This is a genomic window from Streptomyces sp. NPDC015130, from assembly GCF_043080005.1.
Taxonomy (GTDB): domain Bacteria; phylum Actinomycetota; class Actinomycetes; order Streptomycetales; family Streptomycetaceae; genus Streptomyces.
Map to the genome: position 1 here is coordinate 342,862 of NZ_JBIBVC010000004.1, position 25,108 is coordinate 367,969.

The window sequence follows — 25,108 nt, forward strand, 5'->3', positions numbered from 1 at the left end:
CCTGGGCGATTGCGGGGCGTAGGAGGTGCGGGCCTCACGGCCGCCGGCGGGCCTCCTGTGCACGGATGAACAGTTCCTCGTTGACGGCTCTGCCGGCCACCATGCGCACGAACGCGGAGCCGAAGCAGATGACGAGGAACAGGATGGCTGCAGGGAAGACCTCGGCGGCCGAGAAGACCAGTGCGGCCAGGAACGCGCCGAAGGCCGTCCAGCTCGCCGTCCGCCAGGTGCGGTCCTTCTGCTTCAGCTGCTCGTCGTCGAGTCTGGGCATGCGGGCGTCCTTTCCGGGCGGGTGCGGGTCCTTGCGTCACGGGCAGGAGAGGGCGAGGGCCTCACTGCGTGGTGCCCTCGTCGTGCAGGAGACGGGTGATCTCGTCGAGTCTGTCCAGGCCCGCCTGGACGGCCTCGAGTTCGTCGCCGAGGGCCGTCAGGTCGAGCGGGCGGGTGCCCGCTTCGTCGGCGGCTCTGAGGGAGACCAGCATGGAGCCGCGTTCGGCGGCCGCTTCCAGGCGCAGGGCCGTGGTCTCCAGGGTCGCGGTCATGTGGTCCCTGAGGTCCGCGAGGCGGGTCAGGGAGTCCCGCCGCTCGGCGACGGCGCGCGCGGAGGCGAGTTTGGCCTCCCGGACCGGGCCGGGGGCAGCCGCGGTGGCCTCCTTCTTCAGCCGGTGCTCGTCGCGCCGCAGGGCCTCACGGTCGGTGCCCGCGGTCGTGGCGTCGATGACGCCCACGGCGGCCGCGCGGGCGCGCAGCTGGTCCACCGCGGAGCGGATGTTCTCGGAGGCGTTCGCGAGGGCCTGGGCGAGGGTCGGGTCGGTGGCGTCACGGCGGTGGCGGTCCAGTTTGGCCGACGCGGCGGACGCCCGGGTCAGCCAGGGGCGTGTGTCGGCCGGCAGCGGCCGGTGACCGCCGAGCGGCGGCTCCGCCGAGGGCGCGGCGCCCCTGGCGGACCACGACTCGCCCGGTGCCGGTGGCGGCTCCTGGGCCTCGGGCGAGGCGCCGTCGAGGTGGCTCACCGCCGTGTGGGTGCCCCACGTCAGGACGGCGATCGTGAAGCCGATCAGGGGGACGGTCCAGAGCGCGGCTCCGGCCAGGGCGGCCGTCGCCGCTCCGGCCGCGCCCAGGAAGGCTCCCGCGGCGGCGGCGACGGACCGGTGGTTCTGGACGCGTCCGGTCATGGTGATCATTCCGTTCGGGATGTCAGAAGTTACTGATGACGGAGCGCATCACCTTGTCGATGACGGCAGGGTCGCGGGCGTCGTAGGCGTCCGCCTTGGAGGCCTTGGCGATCTTCTGCAGGACGGTGAAGTCGGCCTGCTCGCTGAAGGCGACGGTGAAGACGCGGACGGAGCGCTCCAGGTTCTTCGCGTCGATGTCGCGCAGCAGGGCGTCGAGGTCGTTGTCGGCCGGGTATTCGTTCCTGCCGTCCGTGAGCAGGACGACGGCGTTGATCCGGTCGGTGTCGAGCTCGGCGAGCACGGCGCGCTGCGCTGCGCGGACGGTCGAGTAGAGCGCGGTGCCGCCCTCCGCGTGCAGTCCGTCGATGGCTCGGACGAGCCCCGTCTTCCCGTCGGCTATGCGGCGTGGTGGGAGGATCCGGCGGTACGGCTCCGCCTGCCCTGCGGTCTCGGTGGAGAAGGCCCACAGTCCGACCTCGTCGTCGGGGTGGTACAGGTCGAGCGCCTTGACGGCTGCGGACTTCGCCGCCTCCAGTCGGCTGCGTCCCTCGCCGGCCGGCTGGTTCATGGACCCGGACACATCCATGATCATGACGACGCGGGCCTTCTTGCGGAGGTCGTCCCAGCTGTCGAGGATCCGTCCCAGGACGGCGGGGGCCGGCGGGTCGATCAGGGTGAGCTTCTCCGCGGGCCGCAGTCCGACCGAGGCCGCCAGCTCCGCGCCCGCCGTGCCTTCGTGGTCGCGGAACCCGAGCTGCTGAAAGCGCCTCTGCTGGGACTTCTCCAGGAGGAAGTCCCGGAAGTCGGCGGCCGCCGCCTTCTGCGGGTCCGTGGCGGAGGGCAGCACGATGAACGGGTGGTCCATCATGAGCGTGCCGTCGGCCGGATGGACGGCCACCAGCGGGACGGCCGGCTTCCGGCCCTTGCCGATGCGTTCCGGATCGCCCGTGGGGCTGCCCTGGTTGTACAGGTGGAGCAGCTGCTCCTGGACGGGCACGGCGCTGGTGTACGAGAGCGCAGTGCCGGCGGCGTCGGCCTCGGCGAGGTTGGACATGTAGACGGTCGCGTCGGAGGCGTAGTGCAGGACCCCGGACTCGACGCCCGCGACGAACTCCCGGGCCTTCGGATCCCGGACGTCGGCCTCCGTCAGATCGCCCGAGCGCCCTGTCGCGGCGTAGAACGCGGCGACGGTGGAGGCGAGACCCGAGGTGGAGGTGCGAGGGTTGTCCTTCCCCAGGTGGAAGGCTCCCCACTCGGGATGCCCGAAAGCACCCCAGCCCTTCTTGGTGAGTGAGAGGACGTCCTTCCAGCCGACCTGCCGGTCCGGCCAGCCCAGTGCCTGCGCCATCGGCCGCGGCATGCCGATGACCAGCGGACTGGTGGCCAGCGACACGGGCTCGGCCACCGTCACGGACCGGTCGGCGGCGGTGGCCTTGCCGGTGAGGAGCGTAAGCCACAGGGACGAACTCGGCGTCCAGGCCTGCGGCTCGGGCATACCGTCACGCTTCGCGTCCCATCCGGCCGCCAGCGCCTCCATCGCCACACCCGAGCTCTGCTCCAGAACCCTCACCTCGGCGCACTGACCCCCGTCGAACTCGCGTCCTGAGCGCCCGTACTCCTCGGCGAGGTCGGCGAGCAGCTCCGCCTTCTCCGTGGACGAGTTCACGGTGAGCCGCACCGAGCAGTCACGTTCCTCGCCCCCCGTCGCGGCCCGGACGCCGAAGAACGTGGCAAGGATCGCCACCAGCCCGACCCCGGCCGTCCACCACAACGCCCTGCCCCGTGATCTGTACGGATCCCTGCTCACTTCCGTCCCCCGTCCTGGCGCGCCCTGCCGCATCGCAACCATGAGTCAGTCGGCAACTCGATTGCACAAAAGGATTGTTGAACGATCCTCACTTGATCGCAACCCCCAGAAACTGATCAACATGCAGTCAGGCCCGGGTACTTCACCCACTCACGCACCGCTCCGGATGGTCGCCCCGCTGCGGTCGGCCGGGAGGATGACATCCCGTCGCTCCTCGTACGCCGTTCGACGGAGAGGGGGCTCGTCCGTGATCACGACGAGCTCCGAACCGCGAACACCGACGATGGGAGCATGACCGAGTCACCGCCCAAAGGCCCCTCGGCGCAGGCAGGTTCGCCACGCTCGACGCCCGCCGCTGCTCCCCTGTCGAAGGCCGCCGCCAAGAACGCGCGCGTCGCCACGGAGGGCAGACTGACACTCCTCGACGTCCTGCGCGGGGCCGCGATCCTCGGCACCCTCATGACCAATGTCTGGATCTTCACCGGCCCCGGCTCCGAGTGGGGCGTGGTGCAGTCCGGTAGCACCGGGGGATCGGGCTTCGGATCGCTTCCGGCCGCGGCCGAGAGCGTCTTCCGGCTCCTCGCGGACGGCAAGTTCCTCTCGATGCTGACCATCCTCTTCGGCGTCGGCCTGGCCATCCAGTACGACTCCGCCACCAGGCGCGGACAGCCCTGGCCCGGCCGCTACCGGTGGCGGGCCCTCTTCCTCTTCGTCGAAGGCACCGTGCACTTCGTGCTCGTCTTCGCCTGGGACGTGCTGATGGGGTACGCGGTCACCGCGCTGGTCGTGGCGCACGTCCTGACCCGCTCCGAACGGGCGCGAGAACGCGTCATGTGGTGGGCGGCCGGACTGCACCTGGCCCTGATGGGTCTGCTGACCGTGGCACTGGCCGCCGCACCCGACGACGGGACGGGCACGACGGATGCCGTGTCCCCGCAGGTCGTCGATCTCTACGCGGAGGGCGGCTACCTGGAGCAGGTCTCCTTCCGGCTGGAGAACATCCTCGCGCTGCGCATCGAGCCGGTCCTCTCCTTCGGTCTTCTCGTCTTCCTCTTCCTCCTCGGCGTACGGCTGCTGCGGGCAGGGGCGTTCGGCGCCGACGACACCGGCCGGCGCATCCGGAGCCGGATGCTCGTCTGGGGCCTGGGACTCGGCATCCCGCTCACCGCGCTGACGGCCGTCGGAGGCGAGGCCTACTTCCTGCTGAGCCGCTACTGCGCGGGGCCGCTGGTCGCCATCGGCTACATCGGTCTGATCGGTGCCGCCATGGACCGTGTGCGCCGCCCCGGCCCCCTCACGGCCGGCCTCACCAACGTCGGCCGCACCGCCCTGTCGGGATACGTCCTCCAGAACGTGCTGTGCGTCGTCGTCTCGTACGGCATCGGACTCGGTCTCGCCGCGCGGCTCGGAGACACGGCCCACCCGTGGTGGGTGATGGGCCTGTGGGCGGCGGTGTGCCTCGTACTCATGGCAGGCTCCACCCTCTGGCTGCGCCGCTTCTCCACCGGCCCCCTGGAATCAGTCCAGAAGTGGGTCCTGCGACGCTGAGCCCGACGGCAGAGGGGCTGCGCGCCGGGAGTTCGGCAGTCTCACTTCGCGAGCTTGCCCTCGGCCGTGACGGCGAACCACGTGTTGCCGACCCCCTGTCCGTCGGTGTCGCCGGGGGTCTTGTCGCCGGTGAACCAGTACAGCGGCCAGCAGTCGATGGTGAGCTGCTCGGTGCCGTCGGGGCGGGTGAGGACGATCAGCTTCTTGGGGTCGATGCCGTCGATGTCGTTCACGTCGACCGGCTTGGCGGGGCGCCACTTGTCCAGGCAGGCGCCCTCGCAGTTGGACTTCATCGGCCAGGCCGTGTCCTTGGTGAAGCGGTAGAGGGTGCGGCCCTTGCCGTCCTGGACGATCCGGCCGAGCTGGTCGTCGTTGCGGAGCGAGAGTGCGGGCAACGGCTTTCCGGTGCCGTTCTCGCCGGCTCCGGGTGCCGTGCTGCCTGCCTTCTTGCCGTCGGGGGTGACGGCGAACCAAGTGCCGCCGACGCCCTGCCCGTTGGCCTGACCGGGAGCGGTGTCCTTGGCGAAGCGGTAGACGGGCCAGCCCGCGATCGTCAGCTGCTTCGTACCGTCGGCCCGGTCCACCGAGCCGGTACGGGACGCCTCGACGTCTCCCGGCCGGGTGCTGCCGGCGGGGACCGGCGGCCAGGCCTTGGCGCAGTCGCCGTCGCAGTTCGAGGCGGAGGGCTCGGCGGTGTCCTTGTCGAAGCGGTACAGCGTGAAGCCGGCCGCGTCCGTCACCACCGCGCCGAGACGGGGGTCCTGACGGACAGCCAAGGAGCCGGCCGCCGTGGCCGCCGCCCCGCCGGAAGGCGTGGTGCCGTAGCCGTCGGACCCGCTGCCGCTTCCCGTCGAGGCGCTCGCGCCGGCCGGGGCCGGACCCGCGGACCCGGCGGGGCTCTCCTGCGGTCCGCAGGCTGTCAGGCCGAGGACGAGTGCCGTTCCGGCCGCGGCGATGGTGAGCTTGTTCAGGTTCGTCATGAGAACACCCCTGTTCGGATACTTCATTGGTATCTGCTGGCATCGGAGACACGTGGCCCGTCAGGGGGTGGGTTCAACGAATCCCGGAGAATTTTCTCGGGGGACGCACGCGAACGCCGGCCGGGCCTGGATGTCAGGACCGGCCGGCGTTCGCGTGCGAACCGCCACGCACGGACGGAGGGGCAGGGATCACGCAGTCAGGGGTACGGTCACGAACCGTTTGCCCTCCTCGTTCTCGACCACGATCTCCCGCACGTCCTCGGGGTCGACCGCCGCCGATCCGTCCAGCGACGCGCCCTTGCCCTCGCCCGGGTGCTCACCGCCCCCCACGACCCAGCTGCCCGCGGTGGTCCGGCTGCCGTCGCGCCCGACCACGACGAGCGTGCAGCGCTCGCCGGGCGGCAGCCCTGTCACCGCCGCGTGCACGCGAACCCAGGCGGCCGCCGGGGTGACCCGTACCGTCATCCGCGTCCCGCTCGCCGGGTCTGTGGCCGAGGCCACCCTTGTGCCCGGCGGCGGGGGCGCCGGTGTCGCGGTGCTCGTGGCCGTCGGCGGGGGAGAGGGTGGCGCCGCGACCGGCGCGCCGCCGTTCCCGGTGACCGTTCCGGCCCAGAAGACCCCGGCCAGCGCCGCGGCCGCCGCCAGGCCGGCCAGGGCCGCGCGCCGCCGTTGCCCTCCCGCGCGTTCGTTCCGCATCTGCCTCAGCGTGCGCTGGAGCATCAGTTCTCCGCCCTGGGGCGGCCCGTCGAGGAACGCCTCGGGCGGTACGTCGCCGAGCGCCGTCTCCAGCTCGTGCAGCGCGGCCAGCTCCTCCCGGCACGTCGAGCACTGGGCCAGGTGTGTCTCGACGTAACGGACGTCGGCCTCGTCGAGCACTCCGAGCGCGTACGGGCCGAGCAGGACCTCCTCCTCGTGCTGCTGCCGGTTCATGCCACCACCTCCCTCAGTCCGGACCGGTGCTCCGGCACGCCCGGCTGATCGGTCTCATGTTCATGGAACGACGCGCGCAACGCCTTCAGCGCGTAGTGCGAGCGGGATTTCACCGTCCCGGCCGGGATGCCGAGAACGTCGGCCGTCTCGGCGACGCTGCGCTCGCGGTAGTACAGCTCCGTGAGCACGTCACGGTGTTCCGGCGTCAGCCGGTCGAGCGCGCCGAGCATGCTCATCGTGTCCACGACCGCCTCCGCGTGGTCGTCCTCCAGCGGCGGCGTCGCCGGGGACTCGGCGATCTCGGTCGGCCGCGCGGCCTTGGCGCGGTACCGGTCGGTGATGATGTTGCGGGCCACCGTGAGCAGCCAGCCGCGCACCGATCCTTTCCCGTTCACCAGGGCGTCGGCGTGGCGCCAGGCCCGGATCAGGGTCTCCTGGACGACGTCCTCGGCCGTGGCCCGGTCGCCCGTCAGCCGTGTCGCGTACGCGAGCAGGGCGTTGCCGTGTTCCTCGTACACCCCCCTGATCAATGCCTCGTCGGTGGAGCCCCGCCTGCTACGGGGCCACAGTGGTCCGGCCATCTCCCCGCTCCGTCCGAAGTCGCCTGTGTCGTGACCCACACGAGGCCCCGGACCGAACGGTTCACGTGACCTGCGTCACACTTCTCAAGTGCGGCAGTGGCGACCGTCGTTGAGGCAGTCGACGAGCTGTGTCATCCGGCTCTCGGTCATCACGTTCACGAACATGGCGTGATCGGTCCTGGGGCTGTGACGCTGCTCGGGGAAGGAGTCCAGGGCGATCGGTACGCCGTCGGGGAGTGCGTCGTATTCCAGGCCGATCCGCAGCTCGGGCACGGCGAAGGTGTTTCCGGGGCAGACGCCGTTGGCCGCGGGGAACCCCAGATGGGTCTGGCCGGCTGCGCGCTCGTCGAGCCCGTTCCAGCAGCTCGGGAAGACGAGCGTACGGGTGAGCCGGTCGCCCTCGGGGCAGCGCGGATAGCGCGTGGTGGACCGGTCGGGGAGGCTCGAACAGCCCCACCGCGCCCGCACCGCCTCGTCGGTGCGCGCGGTGAAGGCCACGGCGTCGCCGGTGAGTGCGCGCAGGAAGCGGGGCATCGCCACGACCTTGCCGGCCGGGTTACCGCGGAACTCCAGTCGTACTTTGAGGGGCTGGAGGATCCGGCCGGCGTTTCCGTGTCCGGCGGCCGTCTCGCGCGGCTCGGTCGCGGGCCGGTCGGTGCGGCGCAGTACCGGCCAGTAGTACGTGGAGCGGTCCCCGCCCCGGCAGGTCGTGGGCGCGGCCGCCAGGCTCCGGTCCGTGGAGGTGGCGTCGGTGGACAGGTTCCCCACGTACGCGTGGGTGTGGTGGGCGCCGCCCCGCAGACCGGGTGAGACGACCAGGTTGTCCTGGTTGTAGTGCCCTTCCTCGTTCCGCCCGCAGTCGACGGTGAAACTGCCGCCGGAGCCGTCCGGACCAGGCCGAGGCGCGGACGGGGCGGGCGCCACGGTCCGGAGGTCGACGTAGTCCTCGGGCGCCGGCCCGGCGGACGGTGCCACGTGCGGTCCGCCGGTGCGCGCCGTGCTCAGGGCGCATGCGGCGAGCACACCCGCCAGGACCAGGCAGACGAGCAGCATCGACATCCGGCGTTCTCTCCCCATGCCGGCCACGTTCGCTGCTCGCCGCCGCCCCCGTCAACCACGACCCGACACGCTGCTGGGCAGGTGGCGAACCGTACGGCCTGCTCGGCGTGGGGGACCCCCGTACGAGGCCGGGCCCGTCAGTGCTCAGTCGACTCGGCCTCTGCCGGGCCCACCAGCATGCGGAACGGCTGTGAGCAGCACTTTCGAACGGGTCTCAATCGTACGGCGGGCCGATGACCGCCTGGCCGATCTGCTCGGCCAGCCAGTCGGCGTAGCTCTGCGAGTCCCCGGTCTTGTGGACGTCGACGCAGACAGTGTGGGTCCCGACTTGCCGGTCGGTTCCAGGATCGTCGCAGTTGAAGACCAGGGTGACCCCGTCGTGTTCGACCCGCCCGTCGTACCCGTGCTCCGGCACCGCCGGCCAGATCACCTGGTCCCAGCGGATCGAACCGTATCTCGCCCCTACCAAGGCGGTGAAGGCGTCCTCGGCGCTACCGACCGGTTGGTCCACCATCGACGCCCAGAGCGGGAGCAGGGCAAGGAGGTCATCGGGATCCTCGGAAAGCTCGGCCGCGTGCCAGTCGCACCGCAAGCCCGCCTGTGCATCATCGAAGTGCCTCGCCCAAAACTCTTCGCTCTCCGTGCGGAACCAGGCGTCCGGCAGCAACCGACGCACTTCCAGCACCTCCGCGACGGTGCAGAGCTCCACATCCACCGATACCTGGGCATACTCGCGCGCGCCCAGCGCGAGGAGCCGGCGCCCCGTGGCGAGAGCCGCTGCCGGGTCGGACGTGCGGAAGACGGGATAGGAGACGCCGTTGGACATGTGAGCACCCTGCCACGCGTCGATGCCGGCCGGCATCTGCGTTTCGAACGGTTACGACGTGACGGCGAAGAGCCGTGCGGCCCCGGTCATCTCCAGCAGGCGGGCCACTTGCGGGCTGGCGGCGGTGATCGTCAGGGAGCGGTGCTCACTGTGGGCCCGCAGGCGGGCGCGGAGCAGCGCGTTCAGGCCGGTGGAGTCGCAGAAGGCGACCTCGGACAGGTCAAGGGTGAGTCCGCCGCCGTCCTCGCAGGTTTCCAAGGCCTCCATGAGTGCTGTTCGCAGGCGCGTCGCACTCTCGATGTCGAGTTCTCCGTGCACGCTGACGAAGGTGCCGCCTGCAATCGGCCTCATCGAGATCGTCACACCTCCGTCTCCTTCGCCACGTCGCACGGGAGGGAGGCGGGGAGCTTCGGGTGTGGGAGTCATGAGGCCTCCTGGATCGAGGCGGCCGTATGCTCAAATTGTCTGCTTCGTAGAGTTACATGTCAATAATTACCTGAAGTTCATGTCTGGTAGTTATTGCGGGGGTGCTCTCTCCGGGTGCACGATGCCTGTATGAGTGAAACGAGGGATGCTCGCTCAGAGTGGACCTTCCTCACGAGTCACGCCCGGGTGCTGCTGGCGATCTCGCGTGACCCAGGCGTGCGGCTCCGCGACATCGCGTCGAGCTGCGGGGTGACCGAGCGGACGGTGCAGGCCATCGTCACCGACCTCGAAGAAGCCGGCTACCTCACTCGTACCCGCGCGGAGGACGGCCGCCGCAACCGCTACGGCATCGTGCGCGGCTCTCACTTCCGTCATCCTGCCGAGGCAGGCCATCAGATCGCCGGACTTCTCGAGCTCCTGGCCGAACCGCAGGGCGCGGCGGAAGCCGACAGGGCCGGATAGCGGCCCCTGGTTCGAGTGCGGCTCGCGGTAACGGATCACAGCCACGTGGCCATCGCTGTGATCCGAACCGCCCCTGCCCCGCAGTGGCCGGTCCGAGTTCACGCGGTTCACGGACCGGCCACGGTCCGGACAGGTGGAGCTGACCTCACATCCGGTCAGGTGGCCGTATCGGTGCGCACATCGCCACGAGTGGTCACGATCCGGGCGTTGCCCTTGGTCAGCGCGTAGCCGAGGCCGACCACGGCTACCTCGCCCGCCGCGACCTGATCGGAGAGAAGCCGGGACCGTTCGAGTATCAGATCCACGGTGTGCCGGATGTGCTCGTCGATGATGTCGGCGGCGTCCGTCAGTCCGGCGGCTCGGGCGGCAAGGATGCTCGGCGTCACCCGCTCGACCACGTCACGGACGAATCCGCCGACGGAAAGGCCGTCCTCCACGGCGGCACTGGCGGCCGCGACGGCGCCGCAGGAGTCGTGGCCGAGCACGACGACCAGCCTCGCCCCGAGCACGCTCGTCGCGTACTCGACGCTCCCCAGGACCTCCGTCCCCAGGACGTGGCCTGCGGTCCGTACGACGAACAGGTCGCCGAGCCCCTGGTCGAAGATGATCTCAGCGGCCAGCCGCGAGTCGGAGCATCCGAGGATCACGGCGAACGGATCCTGGCCCGGAGCGAGCTCGGCACGGCGGGCGGCGTCCTGGTTGGGATGCTGCGGCCCACCCGACACGAAGCGCGTGTTACCGGCGAGCAGGGCGTCAAGTGCCACGGCAGGAGAGGTTCTAGGCATGCGGCTACCTTATGTCCGACTGCCGGGCCTGCCTCAGTGGATACCCCATGGCGTGCGTCACGGTCGGGTGAAGTCCTCGACCGCGACCGCCCGCCCCGGCTTCCGACCCCGACCGCACCCGGTGGCGACCGCGAGCCTGCCCGACGGGCCTGCGTGGCGTCACGCGCTGCCGGCCATGCTCCGAGGAGATGACGAGGCTCGGCCCCGGTCACCGTGAGTCGAGGCCAATCCAGGACGGGTTCCGCTCCGAACAGTGGCTATGAGCACCGACGCGACGCCTCTGCGGCACCGGGTACTTCCGCGTGCCGGACGTGGTCGCCGCCGGATGTTCTCCGCAGTCTGCAGCACCCACACGACATGTCCAGGAGAGCACCCCATGAACCCTCTGCGCTTGCGTCGTTCCGCGGTGGCCGTCGCCGCCGCGGCCACCCTGTCGTTCGGCCTCGCCGCCTGCTCCGGTTCCGGCAGCGAGTCGTCCTCGGGCGAGGCCCCGTCCCAGGCGGCGCCGCCCGCGGCACAGTCCTCGGAGGCGATGGCGGCCGACGGCCCGTTCGGGCCGGCCTGTGCCGGTGTGCCGAAGGAGGGTGCCGGTTCGTTCGACGGCATGGCCAAGGACCCCGTGGCCACCGCCGCCTCCAACAACCCGGCCCTGTCGACCCTGGTTGCCGCGGTCAAGCAGGCCGGCCTGGTCGACACCCTCAACAAGGCCGAGAACATCACCGTCTTCGCGCCGACCAACGACGCCTTCGCCAAGATCCCCAAGGCCGACCTCGACAAGGTCCTCGCCGACAAGGAGCAGCTGACGAAGATCCTCACGTACCACGTCGTCGGAGAGAAGCTCACGCCGGAGCAGCTGGAGAACGGCTCCTTCGAGACCCTTCAGAAGGGCATGCTCACCACCGAGGGGTCGGGCGAGGAGTACACCGTCAACGACTCGTCCAAGGTCGTCTGCGGCAACGTGCCCACCGCCAACGCCACCGTCTACATCGTCGACACGGTCCTCATGCCCAAGTAGTCCCGGAACCGCCGAAGGGCGGTGCACCACCGGCCGTACCGGTGATGCACCGCCCTTCTCACATGGTGGGGCGGTCGGCCGGCGGAGCGCGGCGTGGTCGGCCGAACGTGAAGGCGAAGGCTTTGGACCGGGGGTGAGGCGGAGCTCGAGGCGGGATGCGCGGGCGGTCTCGTGGTCGGTGAGCCGGTACAGCGTCGGCGTGCCGTGGACCGCGACGGTCCGTGTGGGTTCGCCGTCGACGAGAACGGTGACGGTGCCTTCGCCGGCGAGAACGAGGTTGGTGTTCTGCGCCCGGTGGCTGAGGGCCAGGCGAGCGTCGGGGCCCGCGGTGAAGTGCTCGTACCCGGCGGTCCAGGTGCCGGCCAAGGAGACTTTGTCCAGCGGGATGCCGCCGGCCGGGAAGGAACGCCTCTTCGGATCAGGTACGCCGCCGGATCGAGCGGGACGACTTCGCCGCACACCTCCCGCACTGCGAGGACTGCCGCAGGGACGTGGCCGAGTACGCGGCCACCGCCGCCCGCCTCGCGTCCGCCACCGCTCAGGACCCCCCGCAGCTGGACGACGTCAGCACCGTCCTGGCCGCACCGGACGCCCGCACCGCCCACGGCCGTGCCACCAACGGTGCCCTCACCACGGTCGTCAGCTCCGACCGCCAGAACCAGGCCGTCTTCACCGCGACCGGTCTGCCCACCCCGGCACAGGGCAAGACCTACCAACTATGGCTCGACCAGGACGGCACCATGCAGCCCGCCGGGTTCATCCACTCCGACGGCACCGTCCCCCTCCACGGCGACCCCGCCGACGCCACCGCCGTCGGCCGCACCCTCGAACCGACCGGAGGCTCACCCCAGCCCACCACCACCCCGCTGCTCCTCATGGCGCTGCCCGCCTGCAGGCACTTCCTGGGGTCGGAGCCCACTGCCCGGGTCCGGCAAAGCCGCCGGCCCCGGGCAGTGGTCGTGCCGATCAGCTCCAGTTGCGGGCGTTCTTCAGGAGGGTGCTGTGGACCTGGGAGAGGCGGTAGTCGGACAGCGACCCTGGATGGACGGCGAGGTAGAGGGTGTTGATGGGCGGTATCTCGGGTTCGATGAGGATGGTGACGGCGCCGGACGCCAGGGCTGCGGAGCACAGGCACTTGGGTAGCACGGAGATGCCGGCGGAGGAGATGACGGCGGCGAGGATGCCGCGCAGGTCGGGGATGACGGCGGTGACGGGGCAGTCCGGTTCGCTGTTGAACACGGTCTGCCAGTAGAGGCGGATCAGGGGCATCGTGTCGGCGTAGGCGATCATCGGTGCCTTGAGGATGCTGTGCCGGTCGACGCCGGTGGGGAAGAAGTCTTCGACGACTTCGGGTGAGGCGACGAGGATGAGCTCTTCGTCGGCCAGGGGTGTGGTCTCCAGTCCTCGCCGTGAGGGGCGGAAGGTGGAGACGACCAGGTCGAGGAAGCCCTCTTCGAGCTGCGGGAGGAGCTCGTGGCTGGCGCCGATGGACAGCCGGATTCCCAGGCCGCCGGACACCAGGCTGGAGATGGCGGGAACGACGCGGGCGGCCGTGAGTTCGGCGGTCGCTCCGATGCGGATGGGGCGCTCCTCGTCGGCGTGGCCGAAATGGCGGTGGACCGCGGAGTTCAGGCCCTTGAGCGACGTCTGCACGTCGCGGGCTAAGACGGACCCGCTGGGGGTGGGAAGGGCTCCCTTGGCGGTCCGTTCGAACAGTGGGCGTCCGAACTCCTGCTCAAGGTTGCGGATTTGCTGGGTGACGGTCGGCTGCGTCACGCCGAGGTGGCGTGCCGCCTTGGTGAAGGACCCGGTCTGGTACACAGCCATGAAGGTTTGCAGCCAGGTGAGTTGCATGAGATCCGGCCCCCGTGCCGGATTGCGCATGGCGCGCCGCGCGGCGTGGTCCATGCTGAGCCCGTGGCGGCATCCGCAGAGCGGAGAGGGCCGCCACGGGCCGTTCCTATTCGACAGTCCAGGTCTCCCTGGTGCTCTCGTGGTGCCCGTTGCGTAGAACGCTTCGCTGGATCTTCCCCGATGCGGTCAGCGGGAGTTCCTCGGTGAACTCTACGGCCTTGATCATCTTCTCGTCCGGGAGTTTCTCGGAGACGTGGGTGAGGATCCGGCGGGCGGTGACCTCGGTCGCGTCCCATCCGGGGGCCAGCACGATGTGCGCCTTGGGGATGAACATGCCGATCGGGTCGGGTTCGGGGACGACGGCAGCGGCGGCCACGGCGGGGTGGGTCAGGGCCGCGGTCTCCAGCTCCAGGGGGGAGATACGGTGGTCGAACGACTTGAACATGTCGTCGTCGCGCCCCGAGTAGTAGAGGGCGCCGTCTTCGCCCCGGGTGACGATGTCGCCGGTGCGGTAGATGCCGCCGGCGAATGCGCGGGCGGTCCGCTTGCCGTCGTCGTGGTAGCCGGCCATGACTCCGGCCGACATGTCGGACAGGTCCAGGCACAGCTCCCCGGGCTCGTCCTCGCGGACCGGGTTGCCGGTGGCGGTGTTCAGGACGGCGGTCCGGTAGCCGGGCATGGGCCATCCCATGCTGCCGGGCTTGCCCTCCCGGCCCGGGGGGACGCCGATCTGGCAGGTGGTCTCGGTCTGCCCGTAGCCGTTCCTGAGGGTGATGCCCCAGGAGTCACGGACGGCGTCGACAAGATAGGTGTCGAGGGGCTCTCCGGCGGAGGTCGCGGAGGTGAGGCGGCCGGGCGGGTCTCCGAGGCCGTGGGCGAACATGGCCCGCCACACGGTGGGCGGTGCGCAGAAGCTGGTGATGTCGTGCCGGCGCAGGGCGCGCAGGATGCCGTGGGGCTCGGTCCTGGGCTGGGAGAAGGCGACAGCGGTGGCTTCGGCGTTGAAGGGGACGAAGAAGGAACTCCACGCGTGCTTGGCCCAGCCTGGTGCGGCGATGTTGAGGTGCCGGTCTCCGGGCTGGACCCCGTTCCAGTACATGCCGGACAGGTGGCCGACGGGGTAGCTGGTGTGGGTGTGGATCACCATCTTGGGCCGGGAGGTCGTGCCGGAGGTGAAGTAGCAGAAGAGGGGGTCGTCGGCGCCGGTGTGATGGACCGGTTCGTAGGGCTCGCGCGGTGCCTCGTAGGAGGTGGAGTAGTCGAGCCAGCCGTCGGGAACGGGGCCGTCCGTGCAGATCCCGGTGAGGTGGTCGGCGATTCCTGCGAACCTGGGGGCGAGCTCGGCGGAGGTGACGACGTGGCTGACGCCGGCGCGTTCGATCCGGTCCTTGAGCTCCGCGGGAGAGGCGGTGGGGTAGGTGGGGACGATGATCGCGCTGATCTTGATGGCGGCGATCATCACCTCCCACAGGGGCAGCAGGTTGTGCAGGGCGATCAGGACGCGGTCGCCGCGGGCCACGCCGTGCTCGGTGAGCCAGTTCGCGACCTGGTCGGAGCGCTGGGCGAGGCGGCGGTAGCTGATGGCGTCGTCGGTGACGGTCCCGATCAGATGGAGGGCGGTTCGGTCGTTGTCGCGGGCGATGACGTCGAACCAGTCCAATGCCCAGTTGAAGCGAGGGACCTGAGGCCAGGCGAACTTCTCCCGCGCGGCATCGAGGTCGTCGCGGTGCTCCAGGAGCACGTCGCGGACGGTGCGGAACGCCCGGGTGGCGCAGGGGCTCCTCATCGGATGCTTCCCATCATGGAGGCGGATCGGCGGACGGAGATCTCGCTGTCGTCGTCGAGGGCGGCGAGCATGCACTCGGCGATGGCATCGGCGTCCTGCTTGAACAGGGTGTTCAGGCCGGGCTTGCCGGAGCCGACCTGGGTGAACCAGCGGGTGTGCTCGGTGGGGATGCCCAGCGCGTACAGGTCGGCGTGGACCTCCCCGTCTGCGCCGATGACGTGGAAGGGCGCGTGGGTGACGTTCAGTCCGCCGGTCGGAACGGGAGGCGCGGTGCCAGGTCCCGTGCGGAAGAACTCGGAGACGACGCCCGTCGAGATGAGGGAGAACGTCAGCTCCGAGGTGTCGCGATGCAGGTCGGGGGTGGGGATGCGGGCGTCGATCAGGGCTGCGGCCCACTTGACGGCTCCGCGGACCTGCGGGGAGGAGATCTTGAACAGGCCCTTGGCGTCGTCCTCGGTGAACTCGGTCGCCGGGCCGATGATGTCGACCTGGCCGGCCTCGATCAGGGCGTAGAGCTGTTCGACGCGTTCCGCCGGGGGCCCTGCGGACAGCAGGGAGTTGACGGGCAGGAACTGGCGGTTGAAGTCCTCCTCGTGGGAGGCCGGGAGGAGCCCGTTGTAGTCGACGGCTTCCCGTACGACGTTACGGATGTCCCGCAGGACGTCGAGGGCTGCCTTCAACGGCCCTCGGGCGTTGCCGAGGCCGGCGTCGTCCAGGTCGGCGCGCATCGTCTGCAGCAGGTGGGTGCGGAAGTGACCGGGGCTGGAGAACGTCTTGCCCGCGAACGGGCGGGCCAGCTTGTGCAGGTCGAGCTCGGGGAGCGTTCCGGCACCGCCCTGAGCACGGTGGGTGTCCTGGTAGACCTGGTCGACCTCGCGCATCAGCAGTGGCCAGACGTCCTCGGTGAAGGACAGCTGGTCGTTGCCGGTCGACTCCCGACGCCGGACGCGGGCGGCCGCGACGGCCTGCTTGGTGAGGTGGCGGGCCTTGTGGGTGTGGTCAGGCCGCTTCTGGTTGACGCCCCGGGCGGGGATGGGCAGGCCGGAGCGTGATCCGGCGACGATGTACGGCTCCCGGCCCGAGGGGATGTAGGTCATGCGGTCGCCGTCGGTCTTGAACGTGCCGCCGCGCCCGATGGTCAGGGACAGCATGACGTCGTAGAACGACAGGCCGAGTCCGCGGACGGCGACCGTGGAGCCGGCCGGGATGGCGCGTTCGCCGAGGTCCATGTCGGCCGCGGAGTCCCCGGACTCGTAGTGCGGGCCGTACGCGTTGCGGGCACAGAAGTCGATCATCCGGCGTTCGAACGGGTCGGGAAGGTTCTTGGGGTGCCCGGTGGCCAGCAGGACATGGTCGGCGGCGATCACGTACGGGGAGCGGTCGACCTCGACGAACCAGCCTCCGGCCGGGCGGGCGGCGAGGGACTTCACGCGGGTGCGGGTGGACACCAGCTCCACCCCCTCGGGGAGGTGCTGTTCGATGCTGCGGTAGACGTCGCGCAGGTAGTGACCGTAGGTGCGGCGCGTGGCGTAGTCGTCCGAACCCAGCGAGAGGATGTCTCCACGGCTGAGTGACCACTCGTCCAGCGCGGGGCCGGCCCCGGGGCGCCACGGTCCTTCGTCGGGGGTGCCGGAGTACATGGTGATCTGCCCGGCGACGGTGTTCATCGTGTACCAGTCGTCCTGGCTGGTACGCCAGATCCGCCCGGCGCCGATCTCGGTGTCGTCGATGGCGTGGATGCGCACCGGCCTGTCGGGCGGGGACTCGGCGAGGCGGACGGCGAGGCGTTCGAGGACGGAGATGCCGCGCGGGCCGGTGCCGATGACGGCCAGAGTCAGGGGCTGCATGGTCACGAGGCGTCCTTTTCTGCGGAGGTGAGGGCGAGGCTGCGGCCGGTTTCGAGGTGCGGGGCGTCGTAGCGGCGCTGGACGTTTCCGAGCATCGCCAGGAACCCGTCGGCGGTCAGCCGCTGCCTGGAGGCCGGGCGCTCCACGGAGATGGGCATCGATCCCGTGGTCAGCCACTTCAGGCGGCCGTCGGGGGCGATGTAGGCCCGGGTCCTCTGGGCGTTGTCGGCGTGCAGGCAGTACGGCACGTCGAGATAGCCGCGCTTGAACGCCGTCAGCAGTCCTCGGCCGACGTCGTCGGAGAGCTCCAGGACCGCTTCGACCAGCGCGCGGGCCTCCTCGTACAGGCCCTCCTGCGGGGGCCCGAACACCAGCGACGGCTCCTGTGATGCCTCGGATGCGGTTTCCAGGGCCTCGATGTTGTCCGCGACGGTCGGGATGCGGTGCGCTTCTGCGGGGGTTTTGACGATCATCCGCTCGACACCGGTGGACCTCGCCAGCCGCGCCGAGGCACGCAGCAGGTCGAGGGCCCCGCCGTGGGTCTGGGGGAAGACACCCATGTAGGTGTAGAGGACGACGTGCCATTGCGTGCCGTCCAGGAACTCGGCGGCCAGGCGGCGCAGGGCGGCGATGGCTTCGGCGTCCTGGTCGAGGTGGGTCTGCTGCGCGTAGGACAGGGAGATGCTGGTGATCCCGTGCCGGCGGAAGAAGATCCCTTCGAGCAGGGAGATCGCGATGAGGAGGCTCGGGGGGCAGAGCTGTCCCAGCATGCAGCCGCCGAAGCTCTCCAGGTGCGCGCCGGGGACGTTCTCGGCGAGGAGTTCGCAGCTTCTCGCCCAGGCGTCGTGTGCTTGTGCGAGGGGGGTGCGACTGTAGGGCAGGCAGTAGGAGACCGGTCCGCCCTCGGTGGCGTTCAGCCCGGCGTCGATGAGCCCCTGGACGATTCCGACCGGCAGCGGCGACCCGTGGCGTACCTGGATCGCGAACCCCGGCGCGTCCAGGTCGGCGAGCATGGCCCGGGTGACGCCCGCGCCGTGCGCGACGATCGGGAACCCGTTGAGGTCGCTGCCCTCGTCCAGTGCCTTACGAGCGGAGGCGTGGTCACCGACACGGGTGTAGCTGTCGAGGGTGATCGTCCCCACCGTCGTCGCGCCGGCCCGGGAGACCGCGTACAGCCCCTGCCGCATCTCGGAGACGGTGGGCATCCCCATGCGCGGCTGCACGACCAGGCGGCCCTTGCGCGCGGCCTGGGCGACGGCATCACCGAACAGCGGCGCGACGTGTTCGCCGCTCATCCGGTGGCCTCCAGCTCACGCCGCCGGCCGGTCAGGGCGAGGTAGTTCCGAAAGGCGTCGATGCCCTGGACGTCCTCGAAGACGGCGGTGAACCCGGCGTCCATCAGCTCAGGGCCGGCCTGGCCGCCTTCCCCGGCCTTGATGTCGAGCTTGCCGCCGATGACGACCGGAAGTTCCGCGAGGTCGACAAGGGTGCGCATACGGGTGATGAGCCGTCTTCCGTCGAGGGCGCCGTGACCGTTGACGCTGGAGATGACGACCATGTCCGGCCTGTGGCGGCGGGCTTGTTCGATCAGCAGGTCATCGGGGACGCAGGAGCCGATGTTGATGACCTCGTGTCCCATGTCCTCGAGGAGGATCTGGAGGAACACCAGATTCCAGGTGTGGGAATCGGATGAGGTGGAGGAGACCAGGACACGCCGTTTCGGTTCCCGGTCGGGATGGATAGCCTGTGCGGGCGCAGGAAAAGTCATGCTCCGTGCTTCCACTCGTCATGGTGTGGGTGGTGTGGGTGGGGTGTGGCGCGCAACAGAAGGGGCTGTGCCCCGGGGTGCGACCCGGAGCACAGCCCTTCGTCCCGTCAGGACGCGGCGGAGACGACCTCTCGGATCGGCTTCTTCGGCTCACGGGGACTGGCCGGACGGGTCCGGATGGCGAGCACGGTGCAGCCGGAGCCGGACGACATGCGGTGCTCGGTGCCGGGGCCTTCGACGACGAGGTCTCCCTTGAAGTAGGACACGCCGTCGCTGTGGTCGAGCTGGCCGTCCAGGACGAGCATCAGCTCGTAGCCCAGGTGCTCGTGGAAATCGCCGTGGGCGGTCGGCGGGAAGCGCAGCAGCAGGCCGACCGAGTCCTCGCCGGTCGCCTCGTCAGGTGCCCACAGGACGTGGTGGTCGACGCCGATCCGGCCGGGCTCGGACCACGCGGTCCAGTCGATGTCCTTCAGCTCGAATCCGGAGCGGAAGACGTTCTTGATGTACTTCACTGCCTCTGCGGCCATTACTGCTGCTCCTTGGTGTGGGTTCCGTCGAAGTAGGACAGGGAGACCTTCCACACGTCCTTGGCGAGGTCGCGGCCCTGTTCGTCGGCGGAGTCGTGGTCGAACTGCCAGTGGGCTCCGCCGTAGATGCGGGAGTCGCCGACTTCCTTGGCCGCTTCGGAGAAGGTGTTCCACTTCAGCCGGACGTCCTTGGACGGCATACCGGGCTCGATCTTGGAAGAGCCGGCCTTGATGACGCCGGTGTTCCCGTAGCGGTCGGAGCCGGTGTAGAGCTTGAGGGTCTCGGCGGCGACGGCGGTGAAGCCGGTGTGGCCGGAGCCGTAGGCGGCGAACGCCGGGGTCTTCAGGTACGGGGTCCAGGTCTCGCCCTTGATGGTCCGGGTGCCCTTGCCGGGGCCGGCCCAGCCCCTGATGTCCTTGCCTGCCATGGCGTAGCGGATCATCGTGATCGGGCGGGCGTAGTCGTGGGTGACCTTCGTCATCCAGTCGACGACGGACTCGTCGCCCTCGGCGAGGTTGAGGGCGAAGAACATCTTCACGTCCTCGTCCAGGGTGTGCCCGTCGCGCTGGGAGACGAACGCGGCCCACTCCTGCGGGATGGAGGAGGAGGTGGAACCGGGGTACTGCCAGTGCTCGGCGATGGCCTTCTGGCGTTCGGTGAGGCCCGCGTTGACCTTCATCTGCTCGGCAATGGCCCTACTGGCCGCCAGGCTGCCGTACTTGGGCGGCTTCGGGGACAGGTAGGTTTTGATGTCCTTGACCGCGTACGGCTTCCCGGTGGCGAACTGCGGGGTCAGGAAGTTGTGGACCATGCCGTCGGGCGTCTTGAGCGGCGCCCACCGGTCGGGGTACTTCAGGGCGTCCTTGTCGAACTTCGCGATCTCCTGCGGCGGGTTGACCGGTGTGTAGTAGCCGGCGGGGACCTTGTACGCCGGGTCGGCCTTCTGGTTGCTGCCGTCGTCGGCGCGGTCCTCGATGACCGCGTCGGCGGCCTTGAGGGCTATGTCCTGCGCCGATCCGGCCTGGGGGTCGTCGGCGTAGGCGGTGCTGTAGCCGAGGTCGGTCAGCTTCCTGTCGAACGTCGCCCTCTGCTCGGGGAAGAAGTCCGTCAGAACACGGTGGGCGGCGTAGCTGATCGCGGCCTGCTTGTTGGCGGCGGTGCGTTCGGCCGGCGGTCGGCGCAGGTCCGCGCCGTACTGGGTACCCACGGCCTTGCTGTCGTACGCGGCCCAGGCGTCGTACATGGCCATGTGGATGACGGCGAAGGCGCGGGCGCCGACGGGCGGGGAGGTGGGGTGCATCTTCCCGGCCTGCGCGGTGCTCAGGGCGCCGGCCATCGCCTTGTTCCACTCGATGACGACGTTGCTGCCTTCGGCCGTCGCCGACGGATCGACCGTGGCGGGGGGCGCAGGATGGGCGTTGGCGGTCAGGGTGACCGCGCCGGTCGTCAGGGCGACGGCGGCGGCGATGCCGACGCTCCAGCGGATGCGGGCGGTGGATGTGCGGCGGTGCTTGGTGCTCAAGGTGTCCGTGTCCTCAGAGTTGGCGCGTGATGGGGGCTGGGCGGGAGGGGTTACTCGGGCCAGGCGGAGTTCTCGATGACCTGAACGAAGTTGGGCCGCACGTAGCCGTCGGTGAAGCGCTCCAGGACGTCGGCCTTGACATTGCCGAAGGTGGTGGCCGGGCGACGGGTGATGCCGTCGTTGAAGGCCTGGAGGATCTGGCGCTTGAAGTCCGGGCGGGGGTGGGCGGCCGTGACGGCGGCGCGGACCTCGTCCGACACGTCGTGGTAGCCGATGCCCAGGACGTCGAGTTCGACGCCGGCGGTGACCAGGGCGACTTCGGGGGCCATGAGGGAGGGGATCTCGGGGGTGGTGTGCAGGGCGATGCCCTCCCACACCAAGCGGGCCTTGTCCTCGTCGATGCCGTGGGAGAGAAGGAACCTGCGGGCCTCGTCGGCCCCGTCGATCTCGAACCGGGTGCCGTTGTCGCGGTAGGGCTCCGTCAGGCCGAGGTCGTGGAACATGGCGCCGACGTAGAGGAGTTCGGCGTCGAAGACGAGGCCGCGGCGGCCTCCCTGGATCGCACCCCAGATGAACACGCGGCGGGAGTGGTGGTAGATCAGGTCGTCGGTGGCCTCGCGGATCAGCTCGGTCGCCTCCTTGGCGATCTGGCTGTCGGGGAGGGTGATTCCGGCGATGGTTTCAGGCATGGGGGTACCTCGGTTTCTGCCCTGCACGGGCGATGGGGTGAACAAAGGGGGGTGGGCTCTACCACCAGTAGGCGGGGTAGGCCGCCTGGGCCTTGACCCGGCCCGCCGCGGCGCCGACGGCGACGAGGATGACCGACGCGAGCGCGAGCAACGGGAGGAACACCAGCGCGTCCGGCGCTGTCGCGGCCACGATGACGGCGGTGGCGGCGGCGGGGGAGTGCGGGGTGCGGGCGATCATCATCACGCCGAGCGCGAGACCGCCGGCGATGGCCGCGGACCAGACGGAACTTCCCGCTACCGCGAGGACCACGAACCCGGTGACGGCTGAAAGGAGCTGACCACCCACGACACTGCGCGGCTGGGCGAGCGGGAGGGCGGGTGCCCCGTAGACGAGTGCTGCGCTGGCCGCGAGCGGCGGGATCAGCAGGACCTGCCCGGTGGCCTTGCCTACTGCGACCAGGACGACCAGCCCGATGACCGCCGCTGCGGTGGCGGAGGCGATGACGTTCCATGAGGCCCTGGGTGGTGCCTTACTCACAGGGACAGATACCACCTTTCGTATGTCGGTGTGTCTTTCAACCGGACATGGGAACGCTAATTCGCGAGCAACTCCTAGCTCAAATACGTCCGTACATGGGGCCCATAAGCCCACCGACCCCTGAAAGATCTCTATGGCGGGGGTCGCGATCACCTATGGTTCGCTTCGTCACAGCCGTCGAACATCCGACGCTGACGGCGGTCATCGGGCTGCCCCCCGTGCTTCCCAGTAGACCGGGACCGGCAACAGCGGCCGCCCGCCCGCCCGCTCCGTCTCCGTCATGGCCGACGGGAGATCGTGACCGCGGAGCGGAGCGCAGAGACGGTCCCCACCTGGGGAACCAACGCGGGGATCTTCGGCGTTGCCCCGACATGAACGACATACGGGAGACCCCCGAAGTCCTGCGTTACACCGCCTTCTCCGAGGATCCCGAGGGAGGAAATCCCGCCGGCATCGTTCTCGACGCCTCGGGGCTCGGCGACGAGGAGATGCTGGCGATCGCTGCCGAAGTCGGCTACAGCGAGAGCGCGTTCCTGACAGCGCCGTCAGAGGGAGCGGGCTCCGGCGGGTCGGAAGCCGGGCGCGCGTACACCATCCGCTACTTCAGCCCCAAGGCGGAAGTGCCCTTCTGCGGTCACGCCACCGTCGCGACGGCCGTGGCCCTCGGCGAGCGCATCGGTCCCGGCGACCTGGTGTTCACCACGCAGGCCGGGACCGTGCCGGTCACCGTGACGCGTGAGGGCGGGGTGCTGCGGGCCACGCTCACGAGCGTCGAGCCGCACGTCGAGGAGGTCGCGGCCGATGACCTGGCAGAGGCACTCGCGGCGCTCGACTGGCCGGCCGGCGACCTCGATCCCGCCCTGCCTCCCCGCATCGCCTTCGCGGGCGCCCGTCATCTGGTCCTCGCCGCCGCGAGCCGAGAGCGCCTGGCCGACCTGGCGTACGACTTCGCCCGCCTGGAAGCCCTCATGCACCGGCTCGACCTGACGACGCTGGAGCTGGTCTGGCGCGCCTCCGCGGACGTCTTCCACGTCCGTGCCCCGTTCCCGGTGGGCGGCGTGGTCGAGGACCCGGCGACCGGAGCGGCGGCCGCCGCCTTCGGCGCGTACGCCCGTGAGCTCGGACTCGTGCCCGAGGCGACGGTCCTCACCCTCCACCAAGGGGAGGACATGGGACGCCCCGGCGTCCTGACGGTGGAACTGCGGGCGGGCGACCGGCGGGTCAGGGTCGGCGGCGCAGGGACCCGCATCCCGGCCTGATCCAGAGGACAGGCCCTCGCGGACCGGAGCGCCGTGGCGTGACCTCGCCTCACACACGGTCTTCCACGGGCCGAACCGTTCGGGCAACCGTCCCACCGTCCGTGTCCCCGAGAGGCACCCGCCGGGGGATGCCATGGGCCGGCTGGCAGGCGGCACGAACGTCGCCCTGCGCAGCCGGCCCCTCCCGGCCCTCCGAACCGGGAGCGGGCGTCCGTCAGACGGGCTGGGCGGCGAAGACGAAGAGGCCCTCGGGGGTGCGGATGGTGGCGTACCCGTTCGTCGTGAACTGCGGCATCTCCTGGATCCCGGAGGCCAGCAGCTTCTTGTCGTCGGCGCCGAGCGCGGCTCCGGCGCCGTCCAGGTACGCGTAGAGGACGCCGTTGCCCGGGAGCGCGCGCGGCATGATGGTCACCTCGTCCGCGGCCTGGCGCCACAGCTCCTTGCCGGTCTCCGTGTTCCAGGCGACCGCGCCCTCGCCGTACTGCACCACGGCGGTCTTGCCGTCCGCGGAGACGGCGAGGGCGTCGTCATCGATGGTGCCGTTGGTGTCGATGACCGGCCCCTCGGCGAGCCGGCGGCCGCTCGGGACGTCGATCAGCGTCATGACCGCTTCGGAATCGCCGTACGAGGACCATTCGAGGAGGGCCTTGTCGCCCCGGTACGGCATCAGCCGCGCACTGGTCGCCTTGTCCGGGGTGACCAGCTTGGCGATGGCGGCCGGCGGCGCGAGGTCCTTGGTGTTCCACGCCTTCTTGCCGGTGCGGACGTCCTTGGCGGTCAGCCACTCGGCGGAGGGCTGGAAGGAGATGTCCTGCTCCGAGAAGTAGCCGAGACCGGAGCCGACCGACCCCTTCAGGTCGATGTGCGTGGCCTCGCTGGAGAGGGTCTCCCCGTCACCGATCGGAATGAACTTGGAGCCCTGGGAGAGGCCGGCGTCCACGAGGTAGCCGTTCCGGACCGGGGTGGTCATGTGGGTGTCCTCGTCGAAGGAGGAGCTCCCCAGCTTCTCGCCGGACGGCGCGTACATGGTCAGCACGGTCTGGGTCGAGGCCTTCTTCAGGCCGCTCGCCGGCGTGTCGACGCGGTTGCGGATCAGCAGGGCCGGCGAGCCGTCCCGCCACTCGCCCACCTGCGCGAGGGCCACCGTCGGGGAGGACGAGTACCCGTTGCTCGTCTTGGGGAAGGCGAAGTCGAACTTCTTGCGCAGCTTGCCGCTCTTGGCGTCGAGCAGCCGGGCGGTGAAGGTGCTGGTGCCCGACGGCAAGTCGCGTTGGTCGGTCACGATGACGGCGTCCCCGACCGTGCAGACGTCGCGCTGCCCCATGTCCTCCTCGGAGGCCTTGCCCGCGCAGTCCCCCGCCTCGTCACTCGTGAGGCTCCAGGCCGGCTGCGCGGCCAGCCCGGGAACCGGCTTGCCCTGGTAGACCGGGGCCTTCGGCGCCGCGGGCGAGGACTCCGTGACCTTCCCGGTCTCCTTGCCGCCGGCCTTGGGGTCGGCGTCCGCCCCTCCGGAGCACCCGGTCACGAGACCCGCGGACAGCGCCAGACCGAGCGCCACCGTCGTACGTATGCGATTCAACTTCTTGCCCCGTTTTCCCTCTTGATTGATCATGCTCGACGGGACACCTTACTTTGATCATGATCTGTCCCTGCCCGGCTCGACTGCGCGCCCGCAGGCCGACCACGGGCGCGGTGGCCGGTTCCGGCGTGGATGCGGCGCGGT

25 protein-coding genes and 1 pseudogene are annotated in these 25,108 nt (G+C 70.2%); 5 read left to right on the plus strand and 21 right to left on the minus strand.

The window, feature by feature from the left end:
- Window positions 1-34 precede the first annotated feature (34 nt).
- The 3 genes from ACF08F_RS10165 to ACF08F_RS10175 form a co-directional block, all read right to left on the minus strand.
- Window positions 35-271, minus strand: a complete 237-nt coding sequence (locus tag ACF08F_RS10165; protein WP_392298058.1) for a hypothetical protein — start codon at window positions 269-271, stop codon at window positions 35-37.
- Window positions 272-332: 61 nt separating this feature from the next.
- Window positions 333-1,175: a hypothetical protein gene (locus ACF08F_RS10170; RefSeq protein WP_392298059.1), complete on the minus strand. Its 843-nt coding sequence runs from the start codon at window positions 1,173-1,175 to the stop codon at window positions 333-335.
- Window positions 1,176-1,197: 22 nt separating this feature from the next.
- On the minus strand, window positions 1,198-2,919 hold the full coding sequence (locus ACF08F_RS10175; protein ID WP_392298060.1) for a substrate-binding domain-containing protein: 1,722 nt from the start codon (window positions 2,917-2,919) through the stop codon (window positions 1,198-1,200).
- 354 nt (window positions 2,920-3,273) lie between these two features.
- On the opposite strand from ACF08F_RS10175, the gene ACF08F_RS10180 reads away from it, so the two are divergent.
- The gene (locus ACF08F_RS10180) at window positions 3,274-4,530 is read left to right on the plus strand and encodes a DUF418 domain-containing protein (RefSeq protein ID WP_392298061.1); all 1,257 of its coding nucleotides are present in this window, start codon (window positions 3,274-3,276) and stop codon (window positions 4,528-4,530) included.
- A 41-nt stretch (window positions 4,531-4,571) separates the two neighbouring features.
- Here ACF08F_RS10180 and ACF08F_RS10185 read toward each other — a convergent pair whose 3' ends face one another.
- From ACF08F_RS10185 to ACF08F_RS10210, 6 genes are all read right to left on the minus strand, one after another.
- Window positions 4,572-5,510 (minus strand): SCO0930 family lipoprotein, encoded by a 939-nt coding sequence (locus ACF08F_RS10185; protein ID WP_392298062.1) that lies wholly within the window; start codon window positions 5,508-5,510, stop codon window positions 4,572-4,574.
- Between the two features lie 189 nt (window positions 5,511-5,699).
- Complete coding sequence (locus ACF08F_RS10190; RefSeq protein WP_392298063.1) at window positions 5,700-6,440, minus strand: zf-HC2 domain-containing protein; 741 nt, start codon at window positions 6,438-6,440, stop codon at window positions 5,700-5,702.
- The gene (locus ACF08F_RS10195; protein ID WP_392298064.1) at window positions 6,437-7,021 is read right to left on the minus strand and encodes a sigma-70 family RNA polymerase sigma factor; all 585 of its coding nucleotides are present in this window, start codon (window positions 7,019-7,021) and stop codon (window positions 6,437-6,439) included. The genes ACF08F_RS10190 and ACF08F_RS10195 overlap by 4 nt, the downstream gene beginning before the upstream one ends.
- Before the next feature lie 84 nt (window positions 7,022-7,105).
- Complete coding sequence (locus ACF08F_RS10200; protein WP_392298065.1) at window positions 7,106-8,098, minus strand: DUF1996 domain-containing protein; 993 nt, start codon at window positions 8,096-8,098, stop codon at window positions 7,106-7,108.
- A gap of 196 nt (window positions 8,099-8,294) precedes the next feature.
- A complete protein-coding gene (locus ACF08F_RS10205) occupies window positions 8,295-8,906 on the minus strand; it encodes a hypothetical protein (protein ID WP_392298066.1) in 612 nt (203 codons plus the stop codon).
- A gap of 51 nt (window positions 8,907-8,957) precedes the next feature.
- Complete coding sequence (locus tag ACF08F_RS10210; RefSeq protein ID WP_392298067.1) at window positions 8,958-9,269, minus strand: STAS domain-containing protein; 312 nt, start codon at window positions 9,267-9,269, stop codon at window positions 8,958-8,960.
- Window positions 9,270-9,461: 192 nt separating this feature from the next.
- On the opposite strand from ACF08F_RS10210, the gene ACF08F_RS10215 reads away from it, so the two are divergent.
- Window positions 9,462-9,794 carry a MarR family transcriptional regulator gene (locus ACF08F_RS10215; RefSeq protein ID WP_392298068.1) on the plus strand — a complete coding sequence of 111 codons (333 nt, stop codon included), beginning with the start codon at window positions 9,462-9,464 and terminating at the stop codon, window positions 9,792-9,794.
- Window positions 9,795-9,949: 155 nt separating this feature from the next.
- Here the strand turns inward: ACF08F_RS10215 and ACF08F_RS10220 are convergent, their stop codons facing one another.
- Window positions 9,950-10,579, minus strand: a complete 630-nt coding sequence (locus ACF08F_RS10220) for a carbonic anhydrase (protein ID WP_392298069.1) — start codon at window positions 10,577-10,579, stop codon at window positions 9,950-9,952.
- A 376-nt stretch (window positions 10,580-10,955) separates the two neighbouring features.
- Here ACF08F_RS10220 and ACF08F_RS10225 point away from each other — a divergent pair, with 376 nt between their 5' ends.
- A complete protein-coding gene (locus ACF08F_RS10225; protein WP_392298070.1) occupies window positions 10,956-11,594 on the plus strand; it encodes a fasciclin domain-containing protein in 639 nt (212 codons plus the stop codon).
- 186 nt (window positions 11,595-11,780) lie between these two features.
- Here ACF08F_RS10225 and ACF08F_RS10230 read toward each other — a convergent pair.
- Window positions 11,781-12,053 (minus strand): annotated as a pseudogene (locus ACF08F_RS10230) (hypothetical protein); the annotation flags it as partial.
- 32 nt (window positions 12,054-12,085) lie between these two features.
- On the opposite strand from ACF08F_RS10230, the gene ACF08F_RS10235 reads away from it, so the two are divergent.
- A complete protein-coding gene (locus ACF08F_RS10235; RefSeq protein ID WP_392298071.1) occupies window positions 12,086-12,661 on the plus strand; it encodes an anti-sigma factor in 576 nt (191 codons plus the stop codon).
- On the opposite strand, the gene ACF08F_RS10240 is transcribed toward ACF08F_RS10235, so the two are convergent.
- The 9 genes from ACF08F_RS10240 to ACF08F_RS10280 form a co-directional block, all read right to left on the minus strand.
- Complete coding sequence (locus tag ACF08F_RS10240; RefSeq protein ID WP_392298072.1) at window positions 12,561-13,502, minus strand: LysR family transcriptional regulator; 942 nt, start codon at window positions 13,500-13,502, stop codon at window positions 12,561-12,563. The two genes, ACF08F_RS10235 and ACF08F_RS10240, sit on opposite strands and share 101 nt — an antisense overlap.
- 52 nt (window positions 13,503-13,554) lie before the next feature.
- Window positions 13,555-15,234: an AMP-binding protein gene (locus ACF08F_RS10245; RefSeq protein WP_392298073.1), complete on the minus strand. Its 1,680-nt coding sequence runs from the start codon at window positions 15,232-15,234 to the stop codon at window positions 13,555-13,557.
- Window positions 15,231-17,081, minus strand: a complete 1,851-nt coding sequence (locus ACF08F_RS10250; protein ID WP_392298260.1) for an FAD/NAD(P)-binding protein — start codon at window positions 17,079-17,081, stop codon at window positions 15,231-15,233. The genes ACF08F_RS10245 and ACF08F_RS10250 overlap by 4 nt, the downstream gene beginning before the upstream one ends.
- Window positions 17,082-17,083: 2 nt before the next feature.
- Window positions 17,084-18,376: a methylaspartate mutase gene (locus tag ACF08F_RS10255; RefSeq protein WP_392298074.1), complete on the minus strand. Its 1,293-nt coding sequence runs from the start codon at window positions 18,374-18,376 to the stop codon at window positions 17,084-17,086.
- Window positions 18,373-18,849, minus strand: coding sequence for a cobalamin B12-binding domain-containing protein (locus tag ACF08F_RS10260; protein WP_392298075.1), 477 nt, complete (start codon window positions 18,847-18,849; stop codon window positions 18,373-18,375). Before ACF08F_RS10260 ends, ACF08F_RS10255 begins: the two co-directional genes overlap by 4 nt.
- A 107-nt stretch (window positions 18,850-18,956) precedes the next feature.
- Window positions 18,957-19,376, minus strand: a complete 420-nt coding sequence (locus tag ACF08F_RS10265; protein WP_392298076.1) for a cupin domain-containing protein — start codon at window positions 19,374-19,376, stop codon at window positions 18,957-18,959.
- Window positions 19,376-20,899, minus strand: coding sequence for a vanadium-dependent haloperoxidase (locus tag ACF08F_RS10270; RefSeq protein WP_392298077.1), 1,524 nt, complete (start codon window positions 20,897-20,899; stop codon window positions 19,376-19,378). The genes ACF08F_RS10265 and ACF08F_RS10270 overlap by 1 nt, the downstream gene beginning before the upstream one ends.
- A gap of 50 nt (window positions 20,900-20,949) precedes the next feature.
- On the minus strand, window positions 20,950-21,588 hold the full coding sequence (locus ACF08F_RS10275; RefSeq protein ID WP_392298078.1) for an HD domain-containing protein: 639 nt from the start codon (window positions 21,586-21,588) through the stop codon (window positions 20,950-20,952).
- A 58-nt stretch (window positions 21,589-21,646) separates the two neighbouring features.
- Window positions 21,647-22,126 (minus strand): HPP family protein, encoded by a 480-nt coding sequence (locus ACF08F_RS10280; RefSeq protein WP_392298079.1) that lies wholly within the window; start codon window positions 22,124-22,126, stop codon window positions 21,647-21,649.
- A gap of 371 nt (window positions 22,127-22,497) precedes the next feature.
- Between ACF08F_RS10280 and ACF08F_RS10285 the strand changes: the two genes are divergently transcribed.
- Window positions 22,498-23,385, plus strand: a complete 888-nt coding sequence (locus ACF08F_RS10285) for a PhzF family phenazine biosynthesis protein (protein WP_392298080.1) — start codon at window positions 22,498-22,500, stop codon at window positions 23,383-23,385.
- 214 nt (window positions 23,386-23,599) lie between these two features.
- On the opposite strand, the gene ACF08F_RS10290 is transcribed toward ACF08F_RS10285, so the two are convergent.
- Window positions 23,600-24,997, minus strand: coding sequence for a PQQ-binding-like beta-propeller repeat protein (locus ACF08F_RS10290; protein WP_392298081.1), 1,398 nt, complete (start codon window positions 24,995-24,997; stop codon window positions 23,600-23,602).
- Window positions 24,998-25,108: the final 111 nt, after the last annotated feature.